Here is a 20,928-nt window from a genome sequence, read left to right as displayed (position 1 = left end):
TTGAATTACCGCTTCGACGCGTCCTGCTCCACCACCATATCCAGCACATACACCTTGGACGGCGCATCCGCCGGCGGATTCTTCCAGTCGTAACGCTTCACGCGCAACACGGTGCGCACGCCGTCCTGGTGCTCGAACCCTTCGATGGACTGATACAGCGGATGCCATTTATCTTGCGCCGGCTGCTGCACGCCCGCCTCGTTATAACGGCGCTCGCGCACCATCAGGCATTGGTAATTAGGAATCATCGGATGGCTGCATTCCGCTTTCTTCGCCGCCACTTCCAGGAACATGATTTCACCGGCGCTGCCGTACAGCGTTTCCGGCGTGGGTTCACCCACGAACTTCAGCACCGTGCCGTCCTTGGCCGCCAGTTCCAGCGCGGGTTCATGCGTATCGCCTGACAGCGTGGCGCGCAGATCCCCTTTCAGGCGCTCGTTGATCTCGGCATCCAGCTGCATCAAGCTCTGCTCGCACGCCTTCATCGTGGACGCCAGGTTCGCCACTTGCAGCACGCCATTCTGATAGCGATAACCGCCAAACTGCGTGTTGCACCCGCCACGGATATTCAACGCATCCTTCGTGAAGGCCAAACGCAGCTGATGCTCAACACCCGGCTGCAACGCCGGAATCGACTTGCCCGACGCATCGGTGGCAGAGACCAGACGCCAGTAATAGGCGGGCAAGGTCAAGGAGCTTGCGGGCGACGTCGCGGTAGTAGTGGGCATCGAGGACGATCCTTCGCTGGGAGAGGAAACCGGCGCGCAAGCCTGAAGCAGCGCGGCGCATGCGGACGCAAGTAGGATTATTTTTTTCATGGTTCGTTCCTATGAGCCGTATGGCACTGATCAAAAGCGGCATTCTACGTCCGTGGTGTGGACGAATCGGACGAGCGGCGGGTCAGAGGGTTTCAAAATCTTGCCAAGCCCGGCGCGCGATTACAGTCTGAAACCTTACGCCCCGAGATCTGCGTTGATCCCACCTACCCCACCCGCAACATCCCCATCTCTTCCCGCACCACGCCGCGCTGCGCCAGCGCGGCGATCGCGTGTGCGATGCGTGCTTCCGCATCCGCCAACGTGCGCGACATGCCTAACATTCGGCACACCGACTTGATCACATCCGCTTTCGGCGCGTTGCCCGTCATGGCCAGCACGTGCAGCACGCCGTTTGCCAGTTCCTGAATGCACACATCGTCGACGCGGCGGCGGGTGGCTTCGTCGTCGCTTGCGCCGCGGAATCCGTTCCAGGTGTCGGGCGCGACCCCAGCGGGCCAATAGAACGTGGCGTCGCCTTCGTCCGTTTGGCCCACTTCCATCGGCGTTAACGTCCGCAACCGTTCAACAATTCGGACGCCGGTGCGTTCCAGGCCCCAGGCGCGGGCGACTTTACGGTGCAGCACGGTCTCGGCGATGGGCCCTTCGGTGTCAATGACCAGCCGTAATTGTTCCGCCAATTGCGCGTTGTTGGCGCGGCTGTAGAAGGCGTCTGAATCACCGCCGGCCCCGCTCAGGTCGGCCAGTTGATAGGGCGCGACGCCACCCGTGAATACGCGGCTTGTCGTTCTGTCTACCGCGCTGTCCTTCGACGCCCACGCGGCTTCGCCTTCTTCCGTCGTGATCACGAACTCGCGCGCGGCCGCGGATTCAGCAGCGGATTCAGCAGAGGATTCGGCAGAGGATTCAACAGTGGATTCGGCTTCGGACTCCGGGTCTGCCACCTCGGGTTCGTCCTCGACCTTGCGTTCCAGCTCTGCTTGCAATCGCGCCAGGATTTTTTCCACTTCGCGTTCGGGGTTGATCCACCAATCGGTGGACCACACGCGATGCAGCTGCCAGCCCAGCCCTTCAAGCACGACCTGACGCAAGCGGTCGCGATCGCGCGCGGTGGCGCCCGAGTGATACGCGCGGCCGTCGCATTCGATGCCCATCAGATAGCGGCCTGGCGCGCGCGGGTCCACCACGCCCATGTCGATGCGGTAGCCCGAGCAGCCCACTTGCGGATGCACGACCCAGCCATGGTTGCGCAGCACCTTGATGACTTGCGTTTCGAACGGGCTGTCCGGCTCGCGGCCGGTCGGCAGCGATTGTTCCACCAAGGCGCGCGGCCCTTTCAGCGCAAACTCCAGGTAGTGCTTCAGGTCGCGCACGCCCGTGGCCCGCACGCGTGACAAATCGATCTGTTCCGGCATCAGCGTGCTGTAAATGACCACGCCTTCGCGCGCACGCGAAATCGCCACGTTCAGGCGGCGGTGGCCGCCTTCGCCGTTCAGCGGCCCGAAGTTCATCGTCATCTTGCCGGCGGAATCCGGGCCAAACGTGATCGAGAAATAAATCACGTCACGCTCGTCGCCCTGCACGTTCTCCAGGTTCTTGATGAACAGCGGCTCACGCGACTGCGCAGAGATCGCCTTGTCGAGTTCCGCGTTGGCGCGGCGGCGCGCATCCAGCAGCGTTTCGATCAGGGATTGCTGCGGCTGGTTGAACGTCACCACGCCCAACGTCTGGCGGCGGCGGGTCTTGTCCAGATAGTGCTGTTCGATGCCTTGCACGATGGCTTCGGCTTCGCGGCGGTTGGTGCGGCTGCCGCCCCGGTCGTAGAGGCCCGCAACCTTCTCCAGCCGCACGGCCACGTCGTCCGTGACGGGCGACGGGAAGGTGATCAGCTGCGAGTCGTAATACGTGACATTGCTGAACGTGATCAGGCTTTCGTGCTTGCTGCGGTAGTGCCATTGCAAGCGCAGCCGGTTCATGTCGGCGCCCAGGCACTCGTCCAGAATGCTCTCCAGGTCTTCGACCTGGCCGTCATCGCCCGCGCCATCCTCTTCCGGCGTGGACTTGCTGAAGAAGCTTGTGGGCGGCAACTGCTTGGTGTCGCCCACCACCACCACTTGCTGGCCGCGCGCAATGGCGCCCACCGAATCCCACACCGGAATCTGCGACGCTTCGTCAAACACCACCACATCAAACTGCGAATGGCCGGCGTCCAGATATTGCGCCACCGATAAGGGCGACATCAGCAGGCAGGGCTTGAGCTTGGGCAAGAGCGACGGCAAGCGCTGCATCAATTGGCGCACGGGAACGTGGCGTGTCTTTTTTTGCAGTTCGCGGCGCAGCAGGCCCAGCTCGCTATCCGGGCTGACCAGAACACCGTTGCCATCAGGCACTTTGCCGGCCAGCACGGCGGCGATGTAGGCGGACGTCAGCGTCTGGAAGCGGTCGTCGGCATCGCGGAATTCGCGGATCTTGCGCTCGTGGTCGGCACTGGAAAACGTGCGCAACACGGGCGTATGGTCGATGATTTTCTTCACCCACCAGTTGCGATAGCTGTATTCAAAGTGCGCTTCGACTTGTTCCAATGGCACGCGGCCCTGTTCCAGCGACGCAACCAGGCCTTGCAGCTGCGATGCAATGGCCTGCTCGCGCGCCTGACGCCACACGCACCACGGCATCAAGAACTGCTTGTGATGACGCCAGCCCGCCAGCACGCCCTGAATGCGTTCCAGCGCGCCGTTGGCATCCGATGCGCCCGCCAGTGCTTCGGTGGGTTGGGCCCGCGCATCCACTTCCGCCAATCGGTCTTGCATGGCGCGCCACGCATCCCGATAGGCCAGCAACGATTTGCCCAGCGGCGAACCCGGTTGCAGAAAGGCGCGGTTTTCGCCCACCAGCGCTTGCAGGCGCGTGCGCAAGTCCGCCGCCGTGATCGGATCGCCGGCAACCCGCGTGACGGCATCGGCAAAGCGCTCGGCCCATTGCTCATGCCGCTGCACCTGTTCCCAATCGGTAGACAAACCCGTGTAGCTGTCTTGCAGCAAGCGCTGCGCGTCCGCCTTCAAGACGGCCAGCTCGCGGTCTTCGGTATTCACCAGCGCCAGCGGCGCCAGCATGGCGGTAATTGACGCCTCATCTGGCCGCTGGCCATCCGTGCGATACACGGCAAGACGCTTGCGGATGCCGCCCTTGGCGAAGACAGACTTCGGCCACCATGCCGCACATGCCGACAGCCATTCGGCCTTCAGCGTATTGGCATCAAGCTCGGCCAATTGCGCGTTCCATTGCGCCCCCACCTGCGCCCAATGGGCGTTGCGCGCCAGACCGTGGCCAGCCAGCGCCTGCACCTGAAAGCGGGCGGCCGGGTCGTGCGCTTGCGTGGCCAGGCCCGCAGGCACGGAGGGCGCGGCGAGCAGCACGTCGATCAACTGATCCAGATGCGCGTAGGCGTCCAGGCTCAAGCCTTGCGCCGGCACGCCAATACCGTCGCCCGCCGCCACGGCCTGCGCCTGCAAGCCTGCCACGGCTTGCTCCAGCGCCTGCGCCGCGGCCAGCAGCGCGTCTTGCCAGCTGGGGCTCCATTCGGCCATGCCGATATGCGCCAGCGGATGGCCATGCAGCACGCCAAGCTCTTTGGACAAGGTCGACATGCGGCGCGCCGCCTCGCGCAGTTGCGCAAGGTCTTTGTATTGGTGCGCGTGCGCATCCGCCCAGAACATGGGCGACGGCTCCTTGCCCGCGTTCTGAATGCAGGTGCCAATGGCGTCGTACACCGTCAGGCCGTTGGGATGCGTGTGATGCAGCGCATCGACCAGCCCGTTCAAGTCCTGGCGCAGCACCGTCAGGCGCTCGGCTTCGCGCGCCCAATCGTCGCTTGTGCGCTGGCCGCTATGGTCCAGCGCGCGGCCCAGCTGTTGCAGCACCTCGGATTTACGCGCCTTGGACGAATGCAGTTCCAGGCAGAACGGGCCCAGGCCGATACTGGCCAGACGGCGATGCACGACTTCCAGCGCGGCCATCTTTTCCGACACGAACAACACCGTCTTGCCGCGCGCGAGCAGATGCGCGATCAGGTTCGTGATGGTCTGGCTCTTGCCCGTTCCCGGCGGCCCTTCCAGCACCAGATCGCGTCCCGCGTCCACCGCGCAGATCGCCTTCAGCTGCGAGGAATCAGACAGCAGCGGCGTCATCAGGTCTTCGGGCTTGTAGCTGTCGTCCAGGCGATCAAAGCGCTGATCAAACGGTTCCTTGGCAAACGCCTGCCCGGGGTGATCAATCAGATGCCTGACGACGCGGTTGGCTTTCAGCTGCTCGGTACGGTCTTGCAGATCTTTCCACATCAGGTACTTGGTGAACGAGAAGATCCCCAAGTGCACCTGTTCCAGCACCTCCCAGCCGGCGATTTCCCGCACGGCCAGCCGGAAGGCCTGCAACACACGAGCCACATCGACGCCCTTGTCATCAGCGGGCAGGACGTCCAGGCCCGGAATGCGCAGCTCGTAGTTGTTGCGCAGCATCTGCAACAACGTGGGGTTGATGATGGTCTCGTCGTCGTGGCGCACCAGCCGGAAACCGCTGCGCACCGACTGCCGTTGCAGCGACACCGGCACCAGGATCAGCGGCGCCAGATGCGCGCTTTCCGCGCCGGGGCTTTCGGTCCAGCGCAGCATGCCCATCGCCAGGTACAGCGTGTTCGCGCCGCCCTCTTCCAGCCCGGTGCGCGCCGCGCTGAAGATGGTCAACAGGTTGGCGTCCAGCGCTTCTTGCGTCACGCGCGCGATCAGTTCCTTGTTGCCCAACGCATCCAGCGCCATGTCGTCCAGCGGCGCGCGGCCGCCCCGGCTGACATGCACATCGGCCACGCGCGGGTCGCTGCCATCCATCAGTGCGGCGGGCAACGGCCGAACACGAAATTCGCTGCCGTCGACGATGGCGTCTTCAAGCTGCGCCAGATCCGGCACAACCAGCGGCAGAGTAGATTTGGTCAGCTTGAAGTTCAGCAGACGGTTGCGCAGCGTCAGGTCGAGCAGGCGCGACTTCCACTTGGCCAGCCGGCCTTCGGGCGTGTCGTCGGCGGGCTCCAGGCTGATCACGAATTCCGGGTCCAGCGGCGGCAGATCGGGCGTGGGCTCGATAGCGGCGGGACGTTCGGTGTCGTCAGCGTCCGTGGGCGTTACCGACACCACCCGAGACGGCAGCGGCTTGATCTGCAATTCACGCGCGCGATGCACATCGATGGCGTAGCGGAAGGTGTTCTCTTCGCGCAGATGGGCCGCGCCCTGCTCCAACGCGCGCCGCAACGACGGGCGAAAGTTCGGATGCTGCGCGATGCCGGTGGTTTCAAACACCAGGAATTCGCCGCTATCCACGCGCTTTCTGACGGCTTGCACGTCGTCCGTCAACGGGTCTGCAAAAGAGGCCTGATGCAGCCACACGCCCACCCACGCGTGCCCGTCCTTCATCAGAATGACCGGGCGCAAGCCCGCCTGCTCCAGGCAGGACGAGAACAGCATCGCCAGATCCAGGCACGTCGCCACCCGGGCGTCCATGATGCGATCCGGCGTGCGTACCTTCTGCCCGTCCACACCAAACGACGCGGGCGGTTCGGCGTAATGCAGCGATTCCGCGGCCAGCGTGCTGTAGATGGCGGACACCTGCTTCCACACCACATCGCGGCTTTTGGACTGGTAGCCGTTCATTTGCAGATCGGCGTGCTGCGCGCGCAGCAGCTTGGACGCCTTGCCGATCAGCACATCCACAGCCGGATTGTTCGGCATGGAGAACGCAGCCAACAATTCCGGCAAGGCACGCGTGCCGGCCCATTGGTCATACGCCAGCACGGAAATAGGTTGCGATGCCCGGCCCAATTCCTGCGTGCCTGACTGCACCACCACATTGATGCTGGCGCGCACGGCTTCCTGCAAGTCGGCCACGTAGGCGTGGTCGGGCGTCAGGTCCAGCGGGGAGATGCGGCGGATTTCGCCCGGCACCAGCACGTCAAAGCGCAGCGTCACCGGTTGGGCGAAGGCGGGATTGCAGCGCAGCCGGACTTCAATGTTCTCGAAGGTCTGCGCCGACCGGTTCGTCACGCGCAACGTGCGTACGATGGGAACCGCGTTTTGAATCGAGGCGTAGCCCAAGGTGGGATCGGCGTCGATATCGATGGCGATGGCGTCGGCCGTGTTCACCGAGGCCGTGGGCAACGCGGGGGCAGGCACAGCATCGGTCTGCACCGTGTCCGTGTGCAATGCGCCGCTGTGCGCTGCGCCAGCCTGCGCCGCGCCGTCCTGGATCGCCAGCGGTTCCAGGTCTTGTCGCTTATCCATCGATATCTCTCGGTTCGGTTTCGAGGCCATTCATTCGGGCCACGAAAATCTGCAATGCCGGATTTTAAGACGCGATGAAGCCTCTGCCCTCTGGAAACAGAAAGTTTTGCTGATCCGCGCAAATATCGACAGGCCCGCGCGGTAAACCGGCCTGCGGCCTCTAGAACTATTGCGGCGGCGGATACGCGGGGTCCGTCAGGCAGGCCTGCACCCATTCGGTATCGTCCGACGCGTCGATCTCGCCATCCAGTTTCGGCAACGGCTTGTCGGCATACACGTACTGGGGCGCTTCGGGTTGCCGGTTCCAGTTGGCTTTCGTGTCGCCGACCGTGGCGCACGCTTCATCCGCGCTGCTGAACGAGCACGACGCAATGACATGCGGCTTGCCATCCACCACGTTGGCGACGTAGCGCTTGGTGTAGACCGCCCCCGACGCCCAGGACTCGTCCACCGAGCACACGCGATCATTGTTCTGGTAGTGGCGAATGGCAAAGCAGGCGTAGTCAAGGTCGTCACCGGGCAGCACGTCGCACGACGTCCAATAGCCCGCAAACGCGCCGCCCGTGAATCGCGACTGGAACGTCTGCTGCTGTTGCGCGCGGCGAATCATGGTGGGCGCGACGGTACCCTTGCCGGATTCCTGGAACTGCCCGATGCGGTTCTCGATCAGGTCACGCGCGATCTCACCCATGCTCTTGTCGTCAGGCACGGCCTCGGGGTCCGAGAGCAGACGGTCCAGCGCCCGGTCACGCGCGTCGAGCCAGCGCTTCTGGCTGGCCACCAGCATCGCGCGGATGCTGTCGTCCGGCGCCAGCTTCAAGATCGCCTGGTAGGCGCGATTCAGCCTGGCATCGGCCGCCACGGTTTTCTTGTCCGAGCAGATCAGCTTTTCGACGGCGGTGCCCGCCTTGGCGCAATTGATCGCCATGGCGGGCGCGGACAGCGCAAACACGCCGGCCAGGAATACGCCCTTTACTGCGGAACATGCCAATTTCATTGCGTTCTTCTCTTTGCAAAGGCCTGCCGGATCGGCTTAGCGGCTGATGACTTCGCTGTCTTCCATCACGATGCGATAGTTGTTGCGCAAGTCCAGCACGTAGGTGAAGTTCGAGGTGCCGGAAGCGGTTTTACCGCGCTTCGGGCTGGAAACCTTGTAGTCGTAGATGCCGGCCACCAAGCAGCGGCCATCGGTGCAGCGCGCCACCAACGAGGTCTGGTCCACGGTAAACCGGCGAATCGGCCAACGCGCAAAGTACGCTTCCTTATCCGCCAGGATTTCCGACTTCGGACGCCGCTTCTTGAAGTAGTCGACCGTGTCCGCGTAGAACTCACGCGTGAATTTCAGCGCGTCTTCGTTGTTGCCCGCGCCCGTCTGAATCATCAGGGCCGCCGCGTTGATCGCCCGCTGCTCATCGGTCAGCGGGGCAGGCGCGGCGTCCTTCTGAAGATAGGGGTTGGCGGCGGGTGCGGGGCCTGAATGCGCGGATTGAACGGGGGATGGAGGCTGAGTCGGGGATTGCGGTTGCGATTGCGGCTGTGGCTGCGGTTGCGATTGTGGCTGTGGCTGCGGTTGCGATTGTGGCTGTGGCTGCGGTTGCGATTGTGGCTGCGGCTGCGGTTGTGGCTGTGGCTGTGGCTGAGCCTGCGACTGCGCCGTGGCCACCGCTGGCGCATACACGTGGCCGCCTTGCGTTGCAGGGCGTTGCGCTGTCTGCGTATTCCCCCTGCGATTGATCCCGTACTTGGCGATCTCCTGCGGCGAGAAGAAGTACATCTCTTTCGAGGGCGTGCTGAACATGATGCCCAGCACATCCGCCGACACGCCGTACTTTGGCAAGGTCGCCACAATGTCCGACACGCCCAACTGCGCCTGTTCGCTCGTCATCTCGGGCGAGGTGATCTGATGCACGCCCAAGCGCCCGTCCGCCACGCGCTGGCGCCCCGCAAAGAACACGAATGCACATGCGGATGCGCAATAGCTGTCTTTGGGAATATAGGTATTCAGCCCACGCTCGTAGACCTCTTCGCCAATGATCAGCCCCATATGCACCAGCCCGCCGCCATTGTTCTGCAATACCAAGGTGGCAATGGACGGGTGCTCGCGCAGCACCTTCTTCAGATGCAGCATGTCGTTGGCGCCCACGCCCGTGTTGTAGACGAGCAGGTTGGGCGCGCTGGGAAAGTAGACAAAGGGGCCGTAACGCTCGGACGGTTCCGACAGCTGGGGCGCTTGCGCGGGCGCCTGCTGCGGGGCCTGTGCGTAAGACGCCGCCATGCCCGCCACGGACATCGCCGCGCTCATTCCAAAAGCCGTTAGTGTTCTTGTAAGCATCGGATCTGTTCTATCGCCGGGGAAGGCGCAAATTTATCAGGCATCGCCGAAGCGTCGTGCCCGTTGGCGCCAGCAGCGCGCCATTTTGCATGAAATCAACTTACAAAATAGAAACAGAGTTCAACGTTCTGAAACGTGCGCCCGGGCTATCCTGCGCCGGCCTCCCCTACCGAGACCCTTCCTTCCCATGCGCCTTCGACTCGCATCGCTATTGGTGTCTTCCCTGTTAGGCGCCGCCCTGCCCAGCCATTACGCGCTGGCCGACACGACCGTGCCATCGCTGGACAAGGCCCGCGGCGCCCTCCAGACGGAAGACGCCCGCAGAATGTACGACAGCCAGATGAGCGGCGCGCCCCAGCCCGATTGGCTTGGCGTGGCCTTACCGCCCGGCTTCACGCGCGAATTCCTGGTGCAGCAATTGGCCCCCGGCCAAGATCCCAAGCGGCTGTTGGTAGCGGGCGCAAAGCCGTGGGGGCAACGCGCCGGCACGTTCGTCGCGATGGTGTGCCTGGCATCGACGCCCGAACGCGCAGCGCAATTGATCAAATTCGGCGGCGGAGAATGCGCCGACCTGTCCAGCGACGATGAGAAGAACGGCGTCTGGTTTGGCGTGTTCGGCACGACGCCCGGCGCGCCTCCCACCCTGCTTGCGCGCACCGACGGCCCCGTCAAGACGCCCACCGACTGGAGCGACACCGACATCGACTTGCCTCAAGACCTGGACACGGAAGCCGCGAAAGCCCCGCTGCTGTCGGTACCCACCGAATGGAAGCGCTTCGACCTGGCCGCCTACAAAATCGCCCCCGGCGCCGTGGCCTTCGGCGTGCGCGCCGGATGGAGCGAAGGCTATTCAGGCGGCGGCGCCAACTTCGAAGCCCTGTACCTGTTCCACATCGACGGCCCGACGCTGCGCGTAGTCTTCGCGCAGCCCATGTCGTTCTTCAAATCCATCGCGGGGGATTGGCACCCCGACGGCACACGCGACCACGACATTTCCGACGCCAGCAACATCCTGGTCGTGCTGCCGGAGAAGACAGACGGGTACTTTGACCTGCAACTGCGCCAGCAAGGCGGCAAGTGGAAAAAGACGCTGAAGTGGTCGGCGGCGGAGCGGGGGTATCGGTAAGAAGGTGCTACGACGAACAGCTGAGTGCTCAAAAAAAGTCGGACCAATACCGGCTTTCATTCGCTCGCTCCCATGAGACACTGACCAGAGAGTTCTGCGCAGCTTCCGCATCGGTCGGACGCATTTTCCTTAACGCCGTTTCCTCTCTGCCGAAGCCTCCCTGATGACTCGAGAGTTAATTCTTTATTGCGACGAATCCGACATATCAGGCAAGCACTTTGCCAACTTCTATGGCGGAGCGTTGGTTGAATCCATGCATCTCAATGAGGTCATAGAGACGCTGCTGGCGTCGAAGAAGCAGCTACACCTTGGCGCCGAAATCAAATGGCAGAAAATTTCGCAAAATTACGCAGGCAAGTATATCGAACTGATGGACACGACGTTCTCTTTGGTCGCTGCTGGCAAGCTGAAGTTGCGCATCATGTTTACGCAGAACTACTTTGGCGTGTCCCAGCTTTCTGCGGCGCAACGTGAAAACGGCTTCTTTCTTCTTTACTACCAGTTCGTCAAACATGCTTTCGGCCTGCAATTCTGCACCCAGGAGCTAGGCCCCGCCCGACTCCGAATCTACTTCGACAAACTGCCGGATACCGATGCCAAATGCCTGGCCTTTAAGGCCGTTGTGTCCGGGCTTAGTCAAAGTCCGGCGTTCGAACGCGCGCGCGTCACCATAGCCAGGGATCAAATCGCAGAAGTTGATTCGAAGAACCACGTGATTCTTCAATGCCTTGACGTCGTCCTGGGTTCGATGCAATTTCGCCTGAACGAAAAACACAAAACGCTACCCGCGGGAGCGCAGTCAAAGGGCAGGCGCACACTCGCCAAGGAAAGGGTGTACCGGCACATCAATAGCCGAATTCGCCAGCTTCACCCCAACTTCAACGTCGGCGTCAGCACGGGGGGCCACGAGGAACTACGCTGGCATCAACCTTATCGGCATTGGCTCTTCAAGCCGCTTGACCTGAAGATTCGCCCCGAGTTCGCGAAAAGGAAATGAAAAAGCCCCGCGTCAGCTACATCAGAGTCCCAAGTGGAACTTGGGCGTTCGCTTAACGAAGGGCTAGGCCAAATTTACTTGAACGCGTCGTGGGCATCAAGGCGCGGGAAGCCCAGAAAGGCGAAAGGCGGAATTCTAGGACTGTTTCCCGGCAAGGCGCCCCCTTAATGAATCGTCCGCGCCCCTTTGCGCGCCCGCTTGATTTCGTACATGCGGGCGTCTGCCAGGCGGACGGCGGCCTCGGCGTCCAAGCCGCGCGGGTCCACCGCGACCACGCCGACGCTGGCGCCCTCGTAGGGCAGGACCGTGTCGCCCAATTGATAGCGGCCGATGGTGGCCGCCGTGGCGCGTTCTTCCAGCGCGCGGGCGGCGTCTTCGGCTTCGCCGCGTTGGGCCTCGCCGCCGGGGCCGATGTTGCCGCGTTCGATGGCCGGGCCGGGGCCGATCAGCACGAACTCGTCGCCGCCGATGCGGCCCAGCATATCGGACGTGCGCAAGGTGCTGGCCAAGCGGCGGGCGATCTCTTGCAGGAACACGTCGCCCTGCTGATGGCCGTACGTGTCGTTGATGCTCTTGAAGCCGTCCAGGTCAATCACGCCGACCAGGACGCTGCCGCCTTCGCGCAGCGCGCGCTTTTCCAGACGTTCCAGTTCTTCATACAAGGCGCGGCGATTGGGCAGGCCCGTCAGCGGATCGGTCAGCGCGTAGGACATCAGCTGCACGTTCGCGGCCTGCAACTGTTCCATCAGGAGTTCGCGTTCCAGAAAATTGGCGATCACGTTGGAGAACAGCTTCAGCACGGCTTCGGCCTGCGGCGGAATCTGGTGTTGCTTTGCGCTAGCGGCGCAGAGCGTGCCCAGCAGCGCGCCTTCGTCCGTGCGAACCGGTGCGCTCACGTAAGTCTGGATGCCCAGCTGGCGGGCGGCTTCGGAATCCGGCCAGCACGTGGCGACGTCGCTTGTGCACAGGCGGCCTTCTTCCAGTGCCCGCTTGCATAACGTGTCGGACCACGGCACCGACAAGCCTTCGGGAATCTGCATGTCGCCCACATTGCGCGCATAGCGCACATGCTGCACGTCGGCGGCCAGATCAATGGACGTGAGATACGTGGATTCCAATCCGGTGACGCTGCCCAACATGTCCAACAGCGGGCGGGTCAGTTGCTCGACGGTCTTAGCCTGCGGCAATGATGTAGACAGTCCTGCCAGTATCGGGTCCAACGGCAATCTCCTCGAAGCGGGCGCGCGTACAGCGGCGCGATGATGCAAGCCCGATTCCAGTCAGAAGGCGGGCGGGTCAGCGGACATTATGCACTGATGAAAAAACCCGCATCGCCCTTGATGGGCAATGCGGGTTTGCATACTGCCGTCATGCAGACGCCTGGCGGCGTCCCGACGATTTGATTTAGCCGACCACGCGGAAACGCTCGGCGTCGTCCATGAAGGGCTTGTCGCCAAAGCCGTTTTCATTCGAGCCGAACGGCATTTGCGCGCGCAGCTTCCACGACGCCGGCACCTTCCATTCACGCGCAACCACGCCGTCGATCAGCGGGTTGTAGTGTTGCAGGCTTGCGCCCACATCGGCGTTGGCCAGCGCGGTCCAGACCGACAGCTGGGCCATGCCGCCCGCTTGTTCCGACCACACGGGGAAGTTGTCAGCGTACAGCGCAAACTTTTCTTGCAAGCTGCGCACGACGTCCTGGTCTTCGAAGAACAGCACGGTGCCCACGCCAGCGGCAAAGCTCTTGAGCTTGGCTTCGGTCTTGTCGAACCCTTCGGCCGGCGCAACCTTGCGCACTTCTTCGATGGCCAGATCCCAGAGCTTCACGCTTTCGGCGCCAAACAGGATGACGGCGCGCGAGCTTTGCGAGTTGAACGACGAGGGGCTGTGCTTGATCGCGTCTTGGATCAGCGTGGCCAGTTCTTCCTTGGAGGCCGACAGGTTGCGGCCCAGCGAATACTGCGTGCGGCGCTTCTTGAGTGCGTCGAGATATGCGTTGCTCATAAGAATATGGACCTTTCGACTGGTAGATAGGGGGTGATATGCGGAGGAATTCTACCGGCAGGCCCATGACGGACGCACTAGCCTTTGCCCAAAAATGGACAAATTGGGACGGAACAAACTGTTCTATTCATGACACCAATGTGCGGCGAACCTATCTGTCTACGAGGCAATATCCGTCGCCACTTCCCTGGCAAGCGACACCATCCAGTCCCGAAGCACGGACACGCGGGGATCGGTATCGCTATGGTCGGGGTAGACGAGGTGATAGGCGTATTGCGGCGCCACGCGCACGCCCACGTCGAATAAGCGGACCAGGCGGCCGGCCTGCACATCGCGTTCGACCAGTTCCCATTCCACCAGCCCCACCACCCCGCCATCGATCACGGCTTGCACGACGTGACTGGATTCCGTAAACGCAACGCTGCGGCTGTCGTCGAAATCGTCGATACCGGCCGCCGCCATCCACATCGGCCAATTCGGCCAGATGATGCCGCCGGGTTTGCAGTCCACAAAGCACAAGGTGTGGCGGAACAAGTCGCGCGGCGAAACCAGCGCGGGGCCATGTTGGAGCAACGCGGGGCTGCACACGGGCACGACGACGGTATCAAACAAGCGATGCGAGATGGCGCCGGGGTAGTGGCCCGCGCCGAACCGGATGGCGACGTCCACATCATCCGCGTCGAAGTCGCGCACGGCGTCGCTGATATCGAAGGTCAGCTCAAGCCCCGGGTGCGCGGCGCGAAACGCCGGCAAGCGCGGCAGCAGCCAGTTCGTGGCGAAACGCGCGCCGACGGACACGCGCAGATGCCGGGTTCCTCGGCTCATGCGCCGGGCTTTGGCGGCGGCGCGGTGCAGGGTGTCCAGCGCGTCTGCCGCCGCGTCAAACAGCACCCTGCCAGCAGGCGTCAACTGGATGCTTCGGCTGGTGCGCGTGAACAGCACGATGTCCAGTTGCGCTTCAATCTCTTTGATCTGGTAGCTGACGGCGGCGGGTGTCAGCCCGACTTCGTCGGCGGCCCGGGTGAAATTCAGATGGCGGGCGGCGGCTTCGAAGGTGCGTAACGCGCGGGTGCCGGGCAGCATTCGGTTCATGATCTTCAAGCCAAATTTAATGATCGGATGAAAATTACTCGTTTCCCCCAGCGATGGCAATTCAGGATAGTGGCGGAACTTGATGATCATCCCGGAGTTTTTCAGATGTCCGCCCCCGCCCTTTCCTTTGTCACGCAGCGCAATGGCCAACCGGCTACCGCCTTCGACCTGGCCCCGCTGGCTTTCGCCGGCTACGCGCACTTCACCGCGATGCAAGTGCGCGGCGGCCAGGTACGCGGGCTGGATTTGCATCGCGAGCGATTGCGCGCCGCCTCGTTGGACATGTTCGGTCAGGCGCTACCGGACGCGGTGATCTTGAACGCGCTGCGCACCGCGATCCAGGCCGGGCCCGCCGACGTATCGCTGATGGCCACCGTGTATTCCCCCGCGGGTGAGTTCACGGTGGCGGATACGCACACGCCGCTGGATGTGTTGGTGCGTACCGGTCCGCCATCGTCTGGTCCAGCAGGCCCCTTGTCGCTGGCGGTGGTTGAGCATGAGCGCATGCTGCCGTCGGTGAAGCACGTGGGCGAAGTCGCCAAGACCTATCTGCTGCGCCAAGCCGTCGCGCAAGGGTTCGACGACGCGGCATTCATGGATCGCCATGGGCGTATAAGCGAAGCGTCGATCTGGAACCTGGCGTTCTGGGACGGGCGTGCCGTGGTATGGCCCGATGCCGCGATGCTGACAGGCACCACGATGGGCATCGTGCAACGGCAGTTGGAAAAAATGGGCGTGCCGCAACGGGTGCAGGCCATCACGCGGGACACGCTGCCAACTCTGGCGGGCGCGGTGGTCATGAACTCCTGGACGCCGGGCATTGCCGTGACCCGGATCGGTGACACGGTGATGCCCGACGCGCCGCCATTCATGGCGTTGCTGCATGCGGCGTATCAGGCCGAGGAAACGGTATCGCCCTGATCGTGCCGGGCGCCGGACATGCGCCCCCCGGCACGTGACGCGGATCAGTCCGCCCGGAAGCCCGTGGCTTTCACCACATCGGACCAGCGTTTGGATTCCGTCGTCAGCAAAGCTTGCAGCGCTTGGCGGTCGGACCCCACGACGACGAAGCCGGCCTCACCCAAGCTGCGCACCGCGGCAGGCTGGCGCAATGCGGCAGCGCTGTCTTTCTGCAAACGGTTCAGCACGGCGTCCGGCGTGCCGGCGGGTGCGAACAGCGCAAACCATGCGCCGAAGTTGATGGCCGGCAACCCCCGTTCCGCAAAGGTCGGCACGGCGGCCAGCGCGGGCGAGCGTTGCGCGCCGGTGATGGCCAGCGCGCGCAGCTTGCCGCCTTGCACCTGCGGCACGGCCAGCGCTGTGGTCACGAACGCGGCCTGCACCGCCCCGGATACCAGGCCCGACACGGCATCTCCCGTGGACCGGTAGTGGATGGCTTCGATCTTCATGCCCGCTTCGCGTGCGAACAGCTCCGCGCCGAAATGGCCCGGCGTGCCTGCGCCGAAGGTCGCGAAATTGATGCGGTCTGACGCTTTCTTGGCCCCGTCAACGAACGCGGCCAAGTCCTGATACGGCGAATCGGCCGGCACGACCAGCACAAAATCGGCGCGCACCACTTCAGAGATCGGGGCAAAGTCGCGCGGCGGGTTGTAGTTCAAGTTGCGATAGGTGGCGGGCGATATGCTGATGGAGCCGACTTCGCCCAGCAGCAACGTCTGGCCGTCGGCCGGACTGCGCGCCACCGTCTGCGCGGCGATCTGCCCGCCCGCGCCCACCTTGTTTTCCACCACCACGCTTTCGCCCAGCAGCGGCCCCATGTGTTGCGACAAGGTGCGAGCCACAATGTCCGGCCCGGTACCCGGCGGAAAGCCTACGTTCAGGCGCACGGGCCCATTGGGAAACTGCGCCATCGCCGCAATCGGCAGGCACAGCAGGAAACCGCCAAACAGGCGGCGCAGCATTGATGTCATGGTTGTCTCCGAGTCGTTTTTATATTCATGCCGCGGCGGGTGCCGCGGGTTCAGCAAATGCGGTAGAAGCGCAATTCGACGCGATCCGGGTATCGCGCGCCCGTGCCGATGAAGAGGCTTTCATTCATCCAGCCCAAGGCGGGCGACGCCGTTTCAAAACGCGGATAGCTGCGGAAATAAATGCGGGCGGGGTCAACCGGTTCGCCCCGCACAAGCCGCGCGATGTCGTCCGCGTGGCCGGTACGGATGCCGGTGTTCTCGACATAGATGCGTTCGCCATCCGGCGTTTCGATGACGTACCGCGCATGGATGTCGGTGTAGGTGGCCGAGCGAATCACCTGGAAATCCGCCCCGCCCGGCAACACTTTGCCGCGCAGGCGCGGCCCTTCCACCGTGCCGCCCGTAATGGGAATGACGCGGCGGCAGCCTTGCGGCGTGTCGCCCACTTCTTGCGGCACGCCGACCTCGACGACAACGGTCGCCACATGTTCCAGCTGCGGCGCCAACGGGTCCATCAATGCGTCGTGTGTGCTCATGGCGCGGTTCCCCTATTCTTCTGCAAAGCCGCGGGGTCGAAGCCCGCGAGTTGTTTGTAGCGCAACGATACCGCCGCCAGCTCTTGCTGCGCGATCACATCATGTATGTCTGCAAAGCCTTGCGGCGCGCGCTCTTCGGCCATCTGCATGACTTGCTCGGGGCCGTTCAAGCGGTTGCGCAGCACGATGCCTGCCGTGCGCGGCAGACGATCCGCCTCATATTCCAACAAGGCGGTTTCAAGCGTGCGTACGCCGCCCTTGGCCGCTTGCGCCAGCCAGTCCGACAAGCAACGCGCGTCCAGAATCGCTTGGGCCGATCCGTTCGAACCAATGGGGTACATGGGATGCGCGGCGTCGCCCAGCAGCGTCACGCGCCCCCGCGTCCAACGCGGCAAGGGGTCGCGGTCAACCAATGGGAATTCGTAGATGGCCTGCGCGCCGTCGATGATGGCGGGAATATCGATCCAGTCCCAGCGCCAGTCGGCGAACCGATCCGCAAAGACCGACTTGTCGACCTGGCGGTTCCAATCGGTGGCGGGCAACTCCGCGCCCGGTATCGACAGTTCCGCGATCCAGTTGATGAGCGATCGGCCCTGTTTTCGCAACGGCTCGGAAATGGGATAGCAGACGAATTTTTGATCCTGATGCCCTGCCATGAACATGCTGCGGCCGTCCAGATAGGGCGCGGCTTCGGTTACGGCGCGCCACAACATGCGGCCGGAGAAGCGCGGTTCGTCGCCCACGGGATGCAGCTGGCGGCGCAACGCGGAATGAATGCCGTCCGCGCCCACCAGAATGTCGCCCCGCACGCGATGCGCGCTGCCATCCGCGCGCCGGCGAAAAATCGCGGTTGCGCCAGCGGCGTCCTGCTCGGCGGATTCCAGCACCATGCCGGTAACGATCGCGCCTTCACCCAAGCGTTCACGCACCGCTTGCGCGAGCAGCATCTGGAATTCACCGCGATGCACCGAGAACTGCGGCAACGGATAACCGGCTTCCAGGCCACGCGGCTCACGCCAGATCGGCTGCCCCAGCTTGTTGTAGTAATGCAGCTGCGAGGTCTCGATCGCGCGTTCGGCCAAAGCGGCCATCAGGCCCAGCTGTTCCAATTCAGCCACGGCGTGCGGCAGCAGGTTGATGCCAACGCCCAAGGGCCGCAGTTCCTGCGCGCTTTCATATACGCGGCAATCGATGCCGCGGCGATGCAGCATCAAGGCGAGCGTCAGCCCGCCGATGCCTGCGCCGGCGATGACGATTTGCATGTCTACTCCTGGTTTTATTTGTTATGCAACATAACAAAATCCAGGAAGGTTTCGCACCCCGGGGATTTCCCGTAATGCGGTAGCGCGGCGGCATTGACTGCATTAGTGTTGAGGCCCCGAATCGCGATTGCCCCTCCATGTCCCGAGCTGCATCCCAACGCCCCCGGCGCCCCGCCGCGCGTGGCGAACATTTCGACCCGCACGTTCCCGGTATCCAATACGGTGCGCTCGACGGTCTGATCGGCTACGCCATCCGGCGCGCACAGATCGTGATCTACGAAGACTTCCTGGCCGCGCTTGCCCCGTGGGACATCACCCCCCAGCGCTTCTCAGCCCTGACGCTGATCTCGGCCAACGCCCGCTTAAAGCTCACCGACCTGGCCCGCATCCTGGGCATTGCGCGGTCGGGCGCGGTGCAGATCGTGAACCAGTTGCAAGACCTGGGCTACGTGGAACGGCTTGATGCCGAACACGACAAGCGCGCCTATTCGCTGACGATGACGGCGGCGGGCAGCGTGGCGTTGGCCGAGATCACGCAGGCGGTACAGACACACGACGCGCGCATCAGCCATCAACTCAGCGCGGCGGACAAGCAGCGGCTGATCAAGCTGTTGGGGAAACTCGGCGGCTAGGCAGGCGCTGGGGGCTAGGGGAATGCTAGGGGATGCTAGTGGGGGCTTTGTTGGGGGCTGATGGGGGGCTGACTGGGAACGCCCAGGTACGGCCCTGATTGCGGTGATACGATCATCCGACCGCTTAGCCGAACGCCAGGAACACATGCCCGCCACCGCCCGCCACACAGACGCTTTCCAGACAACGCCCGACGCCATCCCACGCCGCCTGGTTCTTGAGAACGTGCACAACGCGCGCGACCTTGGCGGGCTGACCGGCGCCGACGGCCGCCGCGTGCGTACGGGCAAACTTTTCCGCAGCGGGAGCCCCGGCCGGGCCAGCGCCGCGGATCTGGAACAGTTAAGCGCATTGGGATTGGAGGCCGTTATCGATTTCCGCGCCGAACCCGAGAAGGCGCATGATGAACCGCTGTTCGGCCAACGCTTTCACTGGATTGCATCGCCGGTGCTGGACGGCAATATGGCCATGGCCGTGCTGCTGCCGCGCTTGCGCGACGCCACGCAAGACTTCAGCACCTCGATGATGGTGGACATTTATCGCGAATTCCCATCGCGCTATCAGCAGCCCTTCGGCGGATTTCTGCAAACTGCAATGACTGGCAAGACGCTGCTATTCCATTGCACGGCGGGCAAGGACCGCACCGGTTTCGCCTCGCTGCTGCTGCTGTCGGCGCTGGGTGTGGCGCACGACGACATCGTCGCGAACTACCTGGAATCGAACCATTGGAATGCCGGGTTCTTCCAGGAGATCCTTTCCAAGTCCGCCGCGCGCGGCGTCAAAGACGATGTGATGATGCCGCTGCTGGAAGTGGCGCCGGCCTACCTGGATGCGTCGGTGCAGGCGATCGAGCAGGACTTCGGCGGCATGGACCGGTATCTGCGCGACGTGTTGAAGGTGGACGCGGAGGTCTTGCGGGAACATTACCTGGAGGGTTGAACCCGCGGCCTTCCCGCCAGACACGGCATCAATTGCTACGCCGCAACCTGTCCGAGGACTGCTTGTTCAGGCGCTTGGCTTCCTCTTCCGCGTAATCTTCTTCACCCGGTTCGTATGAACCTTCGTGCATGCAACTGCTGCGATACCACTGGCACTCGCTACTGCGTGAATCTCCAAGTCCGACCATGGAACATCCCGAACCCATCGCGATAAGAGACAGCGCCGCACCGCAACGGATCAACATTTGAATCGACATATGCTCGCCCTACGTTGAAACATCAGTCCCCCTTTATACCAGCCGGCCTTTGCCCTTCCGAGGGGCGGCTGACATCTGCTAACGCAAAGACACTCCAGGACCAAACATGCTGAAAGACCGCGGATTCCAGATTTGGCTTGCCGTGTTTGCCGTCATCGCTGGATGGCTGATTGCGTTGCTATGGCCGAAAAGCAGCGGCACGCCGTCGATTGGAGGCGGTGGCTACGATCTGTCTGATTGGGTCTACACGCTGGCGTTGCTGGCGTTCACGGGGCTGTGGACATTGATTGCGGTGATCGTGGGGATGAGCCGACGCAACCCGCATGCGGCCAAGCGCGCGAACACCTTGGCGGCGATCGGCGCGGTAACTTTCGTGGTGTCGGCGATTGCGTTTGGGGGCAATCTGCATTGAAGCCTGAGAGGCTTCGCAGCGTTAATTCGTTATGCGTTGCTTGGCTGCGCCATTCGCTTGGCTGCACCATTCGTCGGCCAGGCGTTTCTGCTGCACAGCCGACAAGCAAAAAGCCCGCTGAAACTTGCGTTTCAGCGGGCTTTTTACGAGGAATTCTTGGTGCCGACGGCGAGACTCGAACTCGCACAGCTTTCGCCACTACCCCCTCAAGATAGCGTGTCTACCAATTTCACCACGTCGGCTTTCACCAGATTTCTGACGCTGCCCATAGGCAATGCCAGAAAGTCGAGCATTCTAGCACGGAATTTGTTA

General features: G+C 63.0%; 17 protein-coding genes and 1 tRNA gene. 6 read left to right on the top strand and 12 right to left on the bottom strand.

Translation table 11 applies throughout. The features are described 5' to 3' along the window. Positions 1–5: 5 nt before the first annotated feature. From ACFZAI_RS09175 to ACFZAI_RS09160, 4 genes are all read right to left on the bottom strand, one after another. Complete coding sequence (locus ACFZAI_RS09175) at positions 6–728, bottom strand: DUF4377 domain-containing protein (protein WP_391566620.1); 723 nt, start codon at positions 726–728, stop codon at positions 6–8. Positions 729–982: 254 nt separating this feature from the next. Then, entirely contained in the window at positions 983–7,099 is a 6,117-nt protein-coding gene (locus ACFZAI_RS09170; RefSeq protein ID WP_391566619.1) for a DUF3320 domain-containing protein, read from the bottom strand. 166 nt (positions 7,100–7,265) lie between these two features. Then, positions 7,266–8,096, bottom strand: a complete 831-nt coding sequence (locus ACFZAI_RS09165) for a lysozyme inhibitor LprI family protein (RefSeq protein ID WP_391566618.1) — start codon at positions 8,094–8,096, stop codon at positions 7,266–7,268. 36 nt (positions 8,097–8,132) lie between these two features. Continuing rightward, the gene (locus ACFZAI_RS09160; RefSeq protein ID WP_391566617.1) at positions 8,133–9,401 is read right to left on the bottom strand and encodes a hypothetical protein; all 1,269 of its coding nucleotides are present in this window, start codon (positions 9,399–9,401) and stop codon (positions 8,133–8,135) included. Positions 9,402–9,645: 244 nt separating this feature from the next. Between ACFZAI_RS09160 and ACFZAI_RS09155 the strand changes: the two genes are divergently transcribed. Next, complete coding sequence (locus ACFZAI_RS09155; RefSeq protein ID WP_391566616.1) at positions 9,646–10,557, top strand: hypothetical protein; 912 nt, start codon at positions 9,646–9,648, stop codon at positions 10,555–10,557. A gap of 163 nt (positions 10,558–10,720) precedes the next feature. Then, complete coding sequence (locus ACFZAI_RS09150) at positions 10,721–11,554, top strand: DUF3800 domain-containing protein (RefSeq protein WP_391566615.1); 834 nt, start codon at positions 10,721–10,723, stop codon at positions 11,552–11,554. 164 nt (positions 11,555–11,718) lie between these two features. Here ACFZAI_RS09150 and ACFZAI_RS09145 read toward each other — a convergent pair whose 3' ends face one another. The 3 genes from ACFZAI_RS09145 to ACFZAI_RS09135 form a co-directional block, all read right to left on the bottom strand. After that, positions 11,719–12,774 carry a diguanylate cyclase gene (locus ACFZAI_RS09145; RefSeq protein WP_391566614.1) on the bottom strand — a complete coding sequence of 352 codons (1,056 nt, stop codon included), beginning with the start codon at positions 12,772–12,774 and terminating at the stop codon, positions 11,719–11,721. A 184-nt stretch (positions 12,775–12,958) separates the two neighbouring features. Beyond that, positions 12,959–13,558 carry a nitroreductase family protein gene (locus ACFZAI_RS09140; RefSeq protein WP_391566613.1) on the bottom strand — a complete coding sequence of 200 codons (600 nt, stop codon included), beginning with the start codon at positions 13,556–13,558 and terminating at the stop codon, positions 12,959–12,961. A 159-nt stretch (positions 13,559–13,717) separates the two neighbouring features. Beyond that, entirely contained in the window at positions 13,718–14,650 is a 933-nt protein-coding gene (locus tag ACFZAI_RS09135) for a LysR substrate-binding domain-containing protein (RefSeq protein ID WP_391566612.1), read from the bottom strand. A 105-nt stretch (positions 14,651–14,755) separates the two neighbouring features. Between ACFZAI_RS09135 and ACFZAI_RS09130 the strand changes: the two genes are divergently transcribed. Further along, positions 14,756–15,571 carry an aminotransferase class IV family protein gene (locus tag ACFZAI_RS09130; protein WP_391566611.1) on the top strand — a complete coding sequence of 272 codons (816 nt, stop codon included), beginning with the start codon at positions 14,756–14,758 and terminating at the stop codon, positions 15,569–15,571. Positions 15,572–15,615: 44 nt separating this feature from the next. Here the strand turns inward: ACFZAI_RS09130 and ACFZAI_RS09125 are convergent, their stop codons facing one another. Genes ACFZAI_RS09125 through ACFZAI_RS09115 form a run of 3 tightly spaced genes read right to left on the bottom strand, consistent with a single transcriptional unit; the run spans position 15,616 to position 18,379 of the window. Then, positions 15,616–16,581, bottom strand: a complete 966-nt coding sequence (locus tag ACFZAI_RS09125) for a Bug family tripartite tricarboxylate transporter substrate binding protein (RefSeq protein WP_391566610.1) — start codon at positions 16,579–16,581, stop codon at positions 15,616–15,618. Between the two features lie 50 nt (positions 16,582–16,631). Beyond that, the gene (locus ACFZAI_RS09120) at positions 16,632–17,117 is read right to left on the bottom strand and encodes a DUF3237 domain-containing protein (protein WP_054424271.1); all 486 of its coding nucleotides are present in this window, start codon (positions 17,115–17,117) and stop codon (positions 16,632–16,634) included. Next, the gene (locus ACFZAI_RS09115; protein WP_391566609.1) at positions 17,114–18,379 is read right to left on the bottom strand and encodes a flavin-dependent oxidoreductase; all 1,266 of its coding nucleotides are present in this window, start codon (positions 18,377–18,379) and stop codon (positions 17,114–17,116) included. The genes ACFZAI_RS09120 and ACFZAI_RS09115 overlap by 4 nt, the downstream gene beginning before the upstream one ends. A 137-nt stretch (positions 18,380–18,516) precedes the next feature. Between ACFZAI_RS09115 and ACFZAI_RS09110 the strand changes: the two genes are divergently transcribed. Together ACFZAI_RS09110 and ACFZAI_RS09105 are read left to right on the top strand one after the other, a co-directional pair. Continuing rightward, entirely contained in the window at positions 18,517–19,011 is a 495-nt protein-coding gene (locus tag ACFZAI_RS09110; RefSeq protein WP_391566608.1) for a MarR family winged helix-turn-helix transcriptional regulator, read from the top strand. Between the two features lie 145 nt (positions 19,012–19,156). After that, complete coding sequence (locus ACFZAI_RS09105; protein ID WP_391566607.1) at positions 19,157–19,948, top strand: tyrosine-protein phosphatase; 792 nt, start codon at positions 19,157–19,159, stop codon at positions 19,946–19,948. A gap of 28 nt (positions 19,949–19,976) precedes the next feature. On the opposite strand, the gene ACFZAI_RS09100 is transcribed toward ACFZAI_RS09105, so the two are convergent. Beyond that, positions 19,977–20,204: a hypothetical protein gene (locus tag ACFZAI_RS09100; RefSeq protein WP_082387107.1), complete on the bottom strand. Its 228-nt coding sequence runs from the start codon at positions 20,202–20,204 to the stop codon at positions 19,977–19,979. A gap of 106 nt (positions 20,205–20,310) precedes the next feature. Here ACFZAI_RS09100 and ACFZAI_RS09095 point away from each other — a divergent pair, with 106 nt between their 5' ends. Continuing rightward, entirely contained in the window at positions 20,311–20,616 is a 306-nt protein-coding gene (locus tag ACFZAI_RS09095) for a hypothetical protein (RefSeq protein WP_391566606.1), read from the top strand. A 157-nt stretch (positions 20,617–20,773) separates the two neighbouring features. Here the strand turns inward: ACFZAI_RS09095 and ACFZAI_RS09090 are convergent. Then, positions 20,774–20,858 (bottom strand) — tRNA-Leu (locus ACFZAI_RS09090). Positions 20,859–20,928: the final 70 nt, after the last annotated feature.

Origin of the sequence: Achromobacter sp. NPDC008082, from assembly GCF_042957345.1 — a bacterium.
GTDB lineage: Bacteria > Pseudomonadota > Gammaproteobacteria > Burkholderiales > Burkholderiaceae_B > Achromobacter > Achromobacter kerstersii_A.
This window is presented reverse-complemented; position numbering and strand designations above follow the sequence as displayed.

Coding starts and splice junctions, on each gene's coding strand:
- ACFZAI_RS09175 (WP_391566620.1), bottom strand. CDS start 728: ATGCCCACTACTACCGCGACGTCGCCCGCAAGCTCCTTGACCTTGCCC.
- ACFZAI_RS09130 (WP_391566611.1), top strand. CDS start 14,756: ATGTCCGCCCCCGCCCTTTCCTTTGTCACGCAGCGCAATGGCCAACCG.
- ACFZAI_RS09115 (WP_391566609.1), bottom strand. CDS start 18,379: ATGCAAATCGTCATCGCCGGCGCAGGCATCGGCGGGCTGACGCTCGCC.
- ACFZAI_RS09140 (WP_391566613.1), bottom strand. CDS start 13,558: ATGAGCAACGCATATCTCGACGCACTCAAGAAGCGCCGCACGCAGTAT.
- ACFZAI_RS09150 (WP_391566615.1), top strand. CDS start 10,721: ATGACTCGAGAGTTAATTCTTTATTGCGACGAATCCGACATATCAGGC.
- ACFZAI_RS09120 (WP_054424271.1), bottom strand. CDS start 17,117: ATGAGCACACACGACGCATTGATGGACCCGTTGGCGCCGCAGCTGGAA.
- ACFZAI_RS09100 (WP_082387107.1), bottom strand. CDS start 20,204: ATGTCGATTCAAATGTTGATCCGTTGCGGTGCGGCGCTGTCTCTTATC.
- ACFZAI_RS09105 (WP_391566607.1), top strand. CDS start 19,157: ATGCCCGCCACCGCCCGCCACACAGACGCTTTCCAGACAACGCCCGAC.
- ACFZAI_RS09110 (WP_391566608.1), top strand. CDS start 18,517: ATGTCCCGAGCTGCATCCCAACGCCCCCGGCGCCCCGCCGCGCGTGGC.
- ACFZAI_RS09160 (WP_391566617.1), bottom strand. CDS start 9,401: ATGAGCGCGGCGATGTCCGTGGCGGGCATGGCGGCGTCTTACGCACAG.
- ACFZAI_RS09170 (WP_391566619.1), bottom strand. CDS start 7,099: ATGGATAAGCGACAAGACCTGGAACCGCTGGCGATCCAGGACGGCGCG.
- ACFZAI_RS09095 (WP_391566606.1), top strand. CDS start 20,311: ATGCTGAAAGACCGCGGATTCCAGATTTGGCTTGCCGTGTTTGCCGTC.
- ACFZAI_RS09165 (WP_391566618.1), bottom strand. CDS start 8,096: ATGAAATTGGCATGTTCCGCAGTAAAGGGCGTATTCCTGGCCGGCGTG.
- ACFZAI_RS09135 (WP_391566612.1), bottom strand. CDS start 14,650: ATGAACCGAATGCTGCCCGGCACCCGCGCGTTACGCACCTTCGAAGCC.
- ACFZAI_RS09125 (WP_391566610.1), bottom strand. CDS start 16,581: ATGACATCAATGCTGCGCCGCCTGTTTGGCGGTTTCCTGCTGTGCCTG.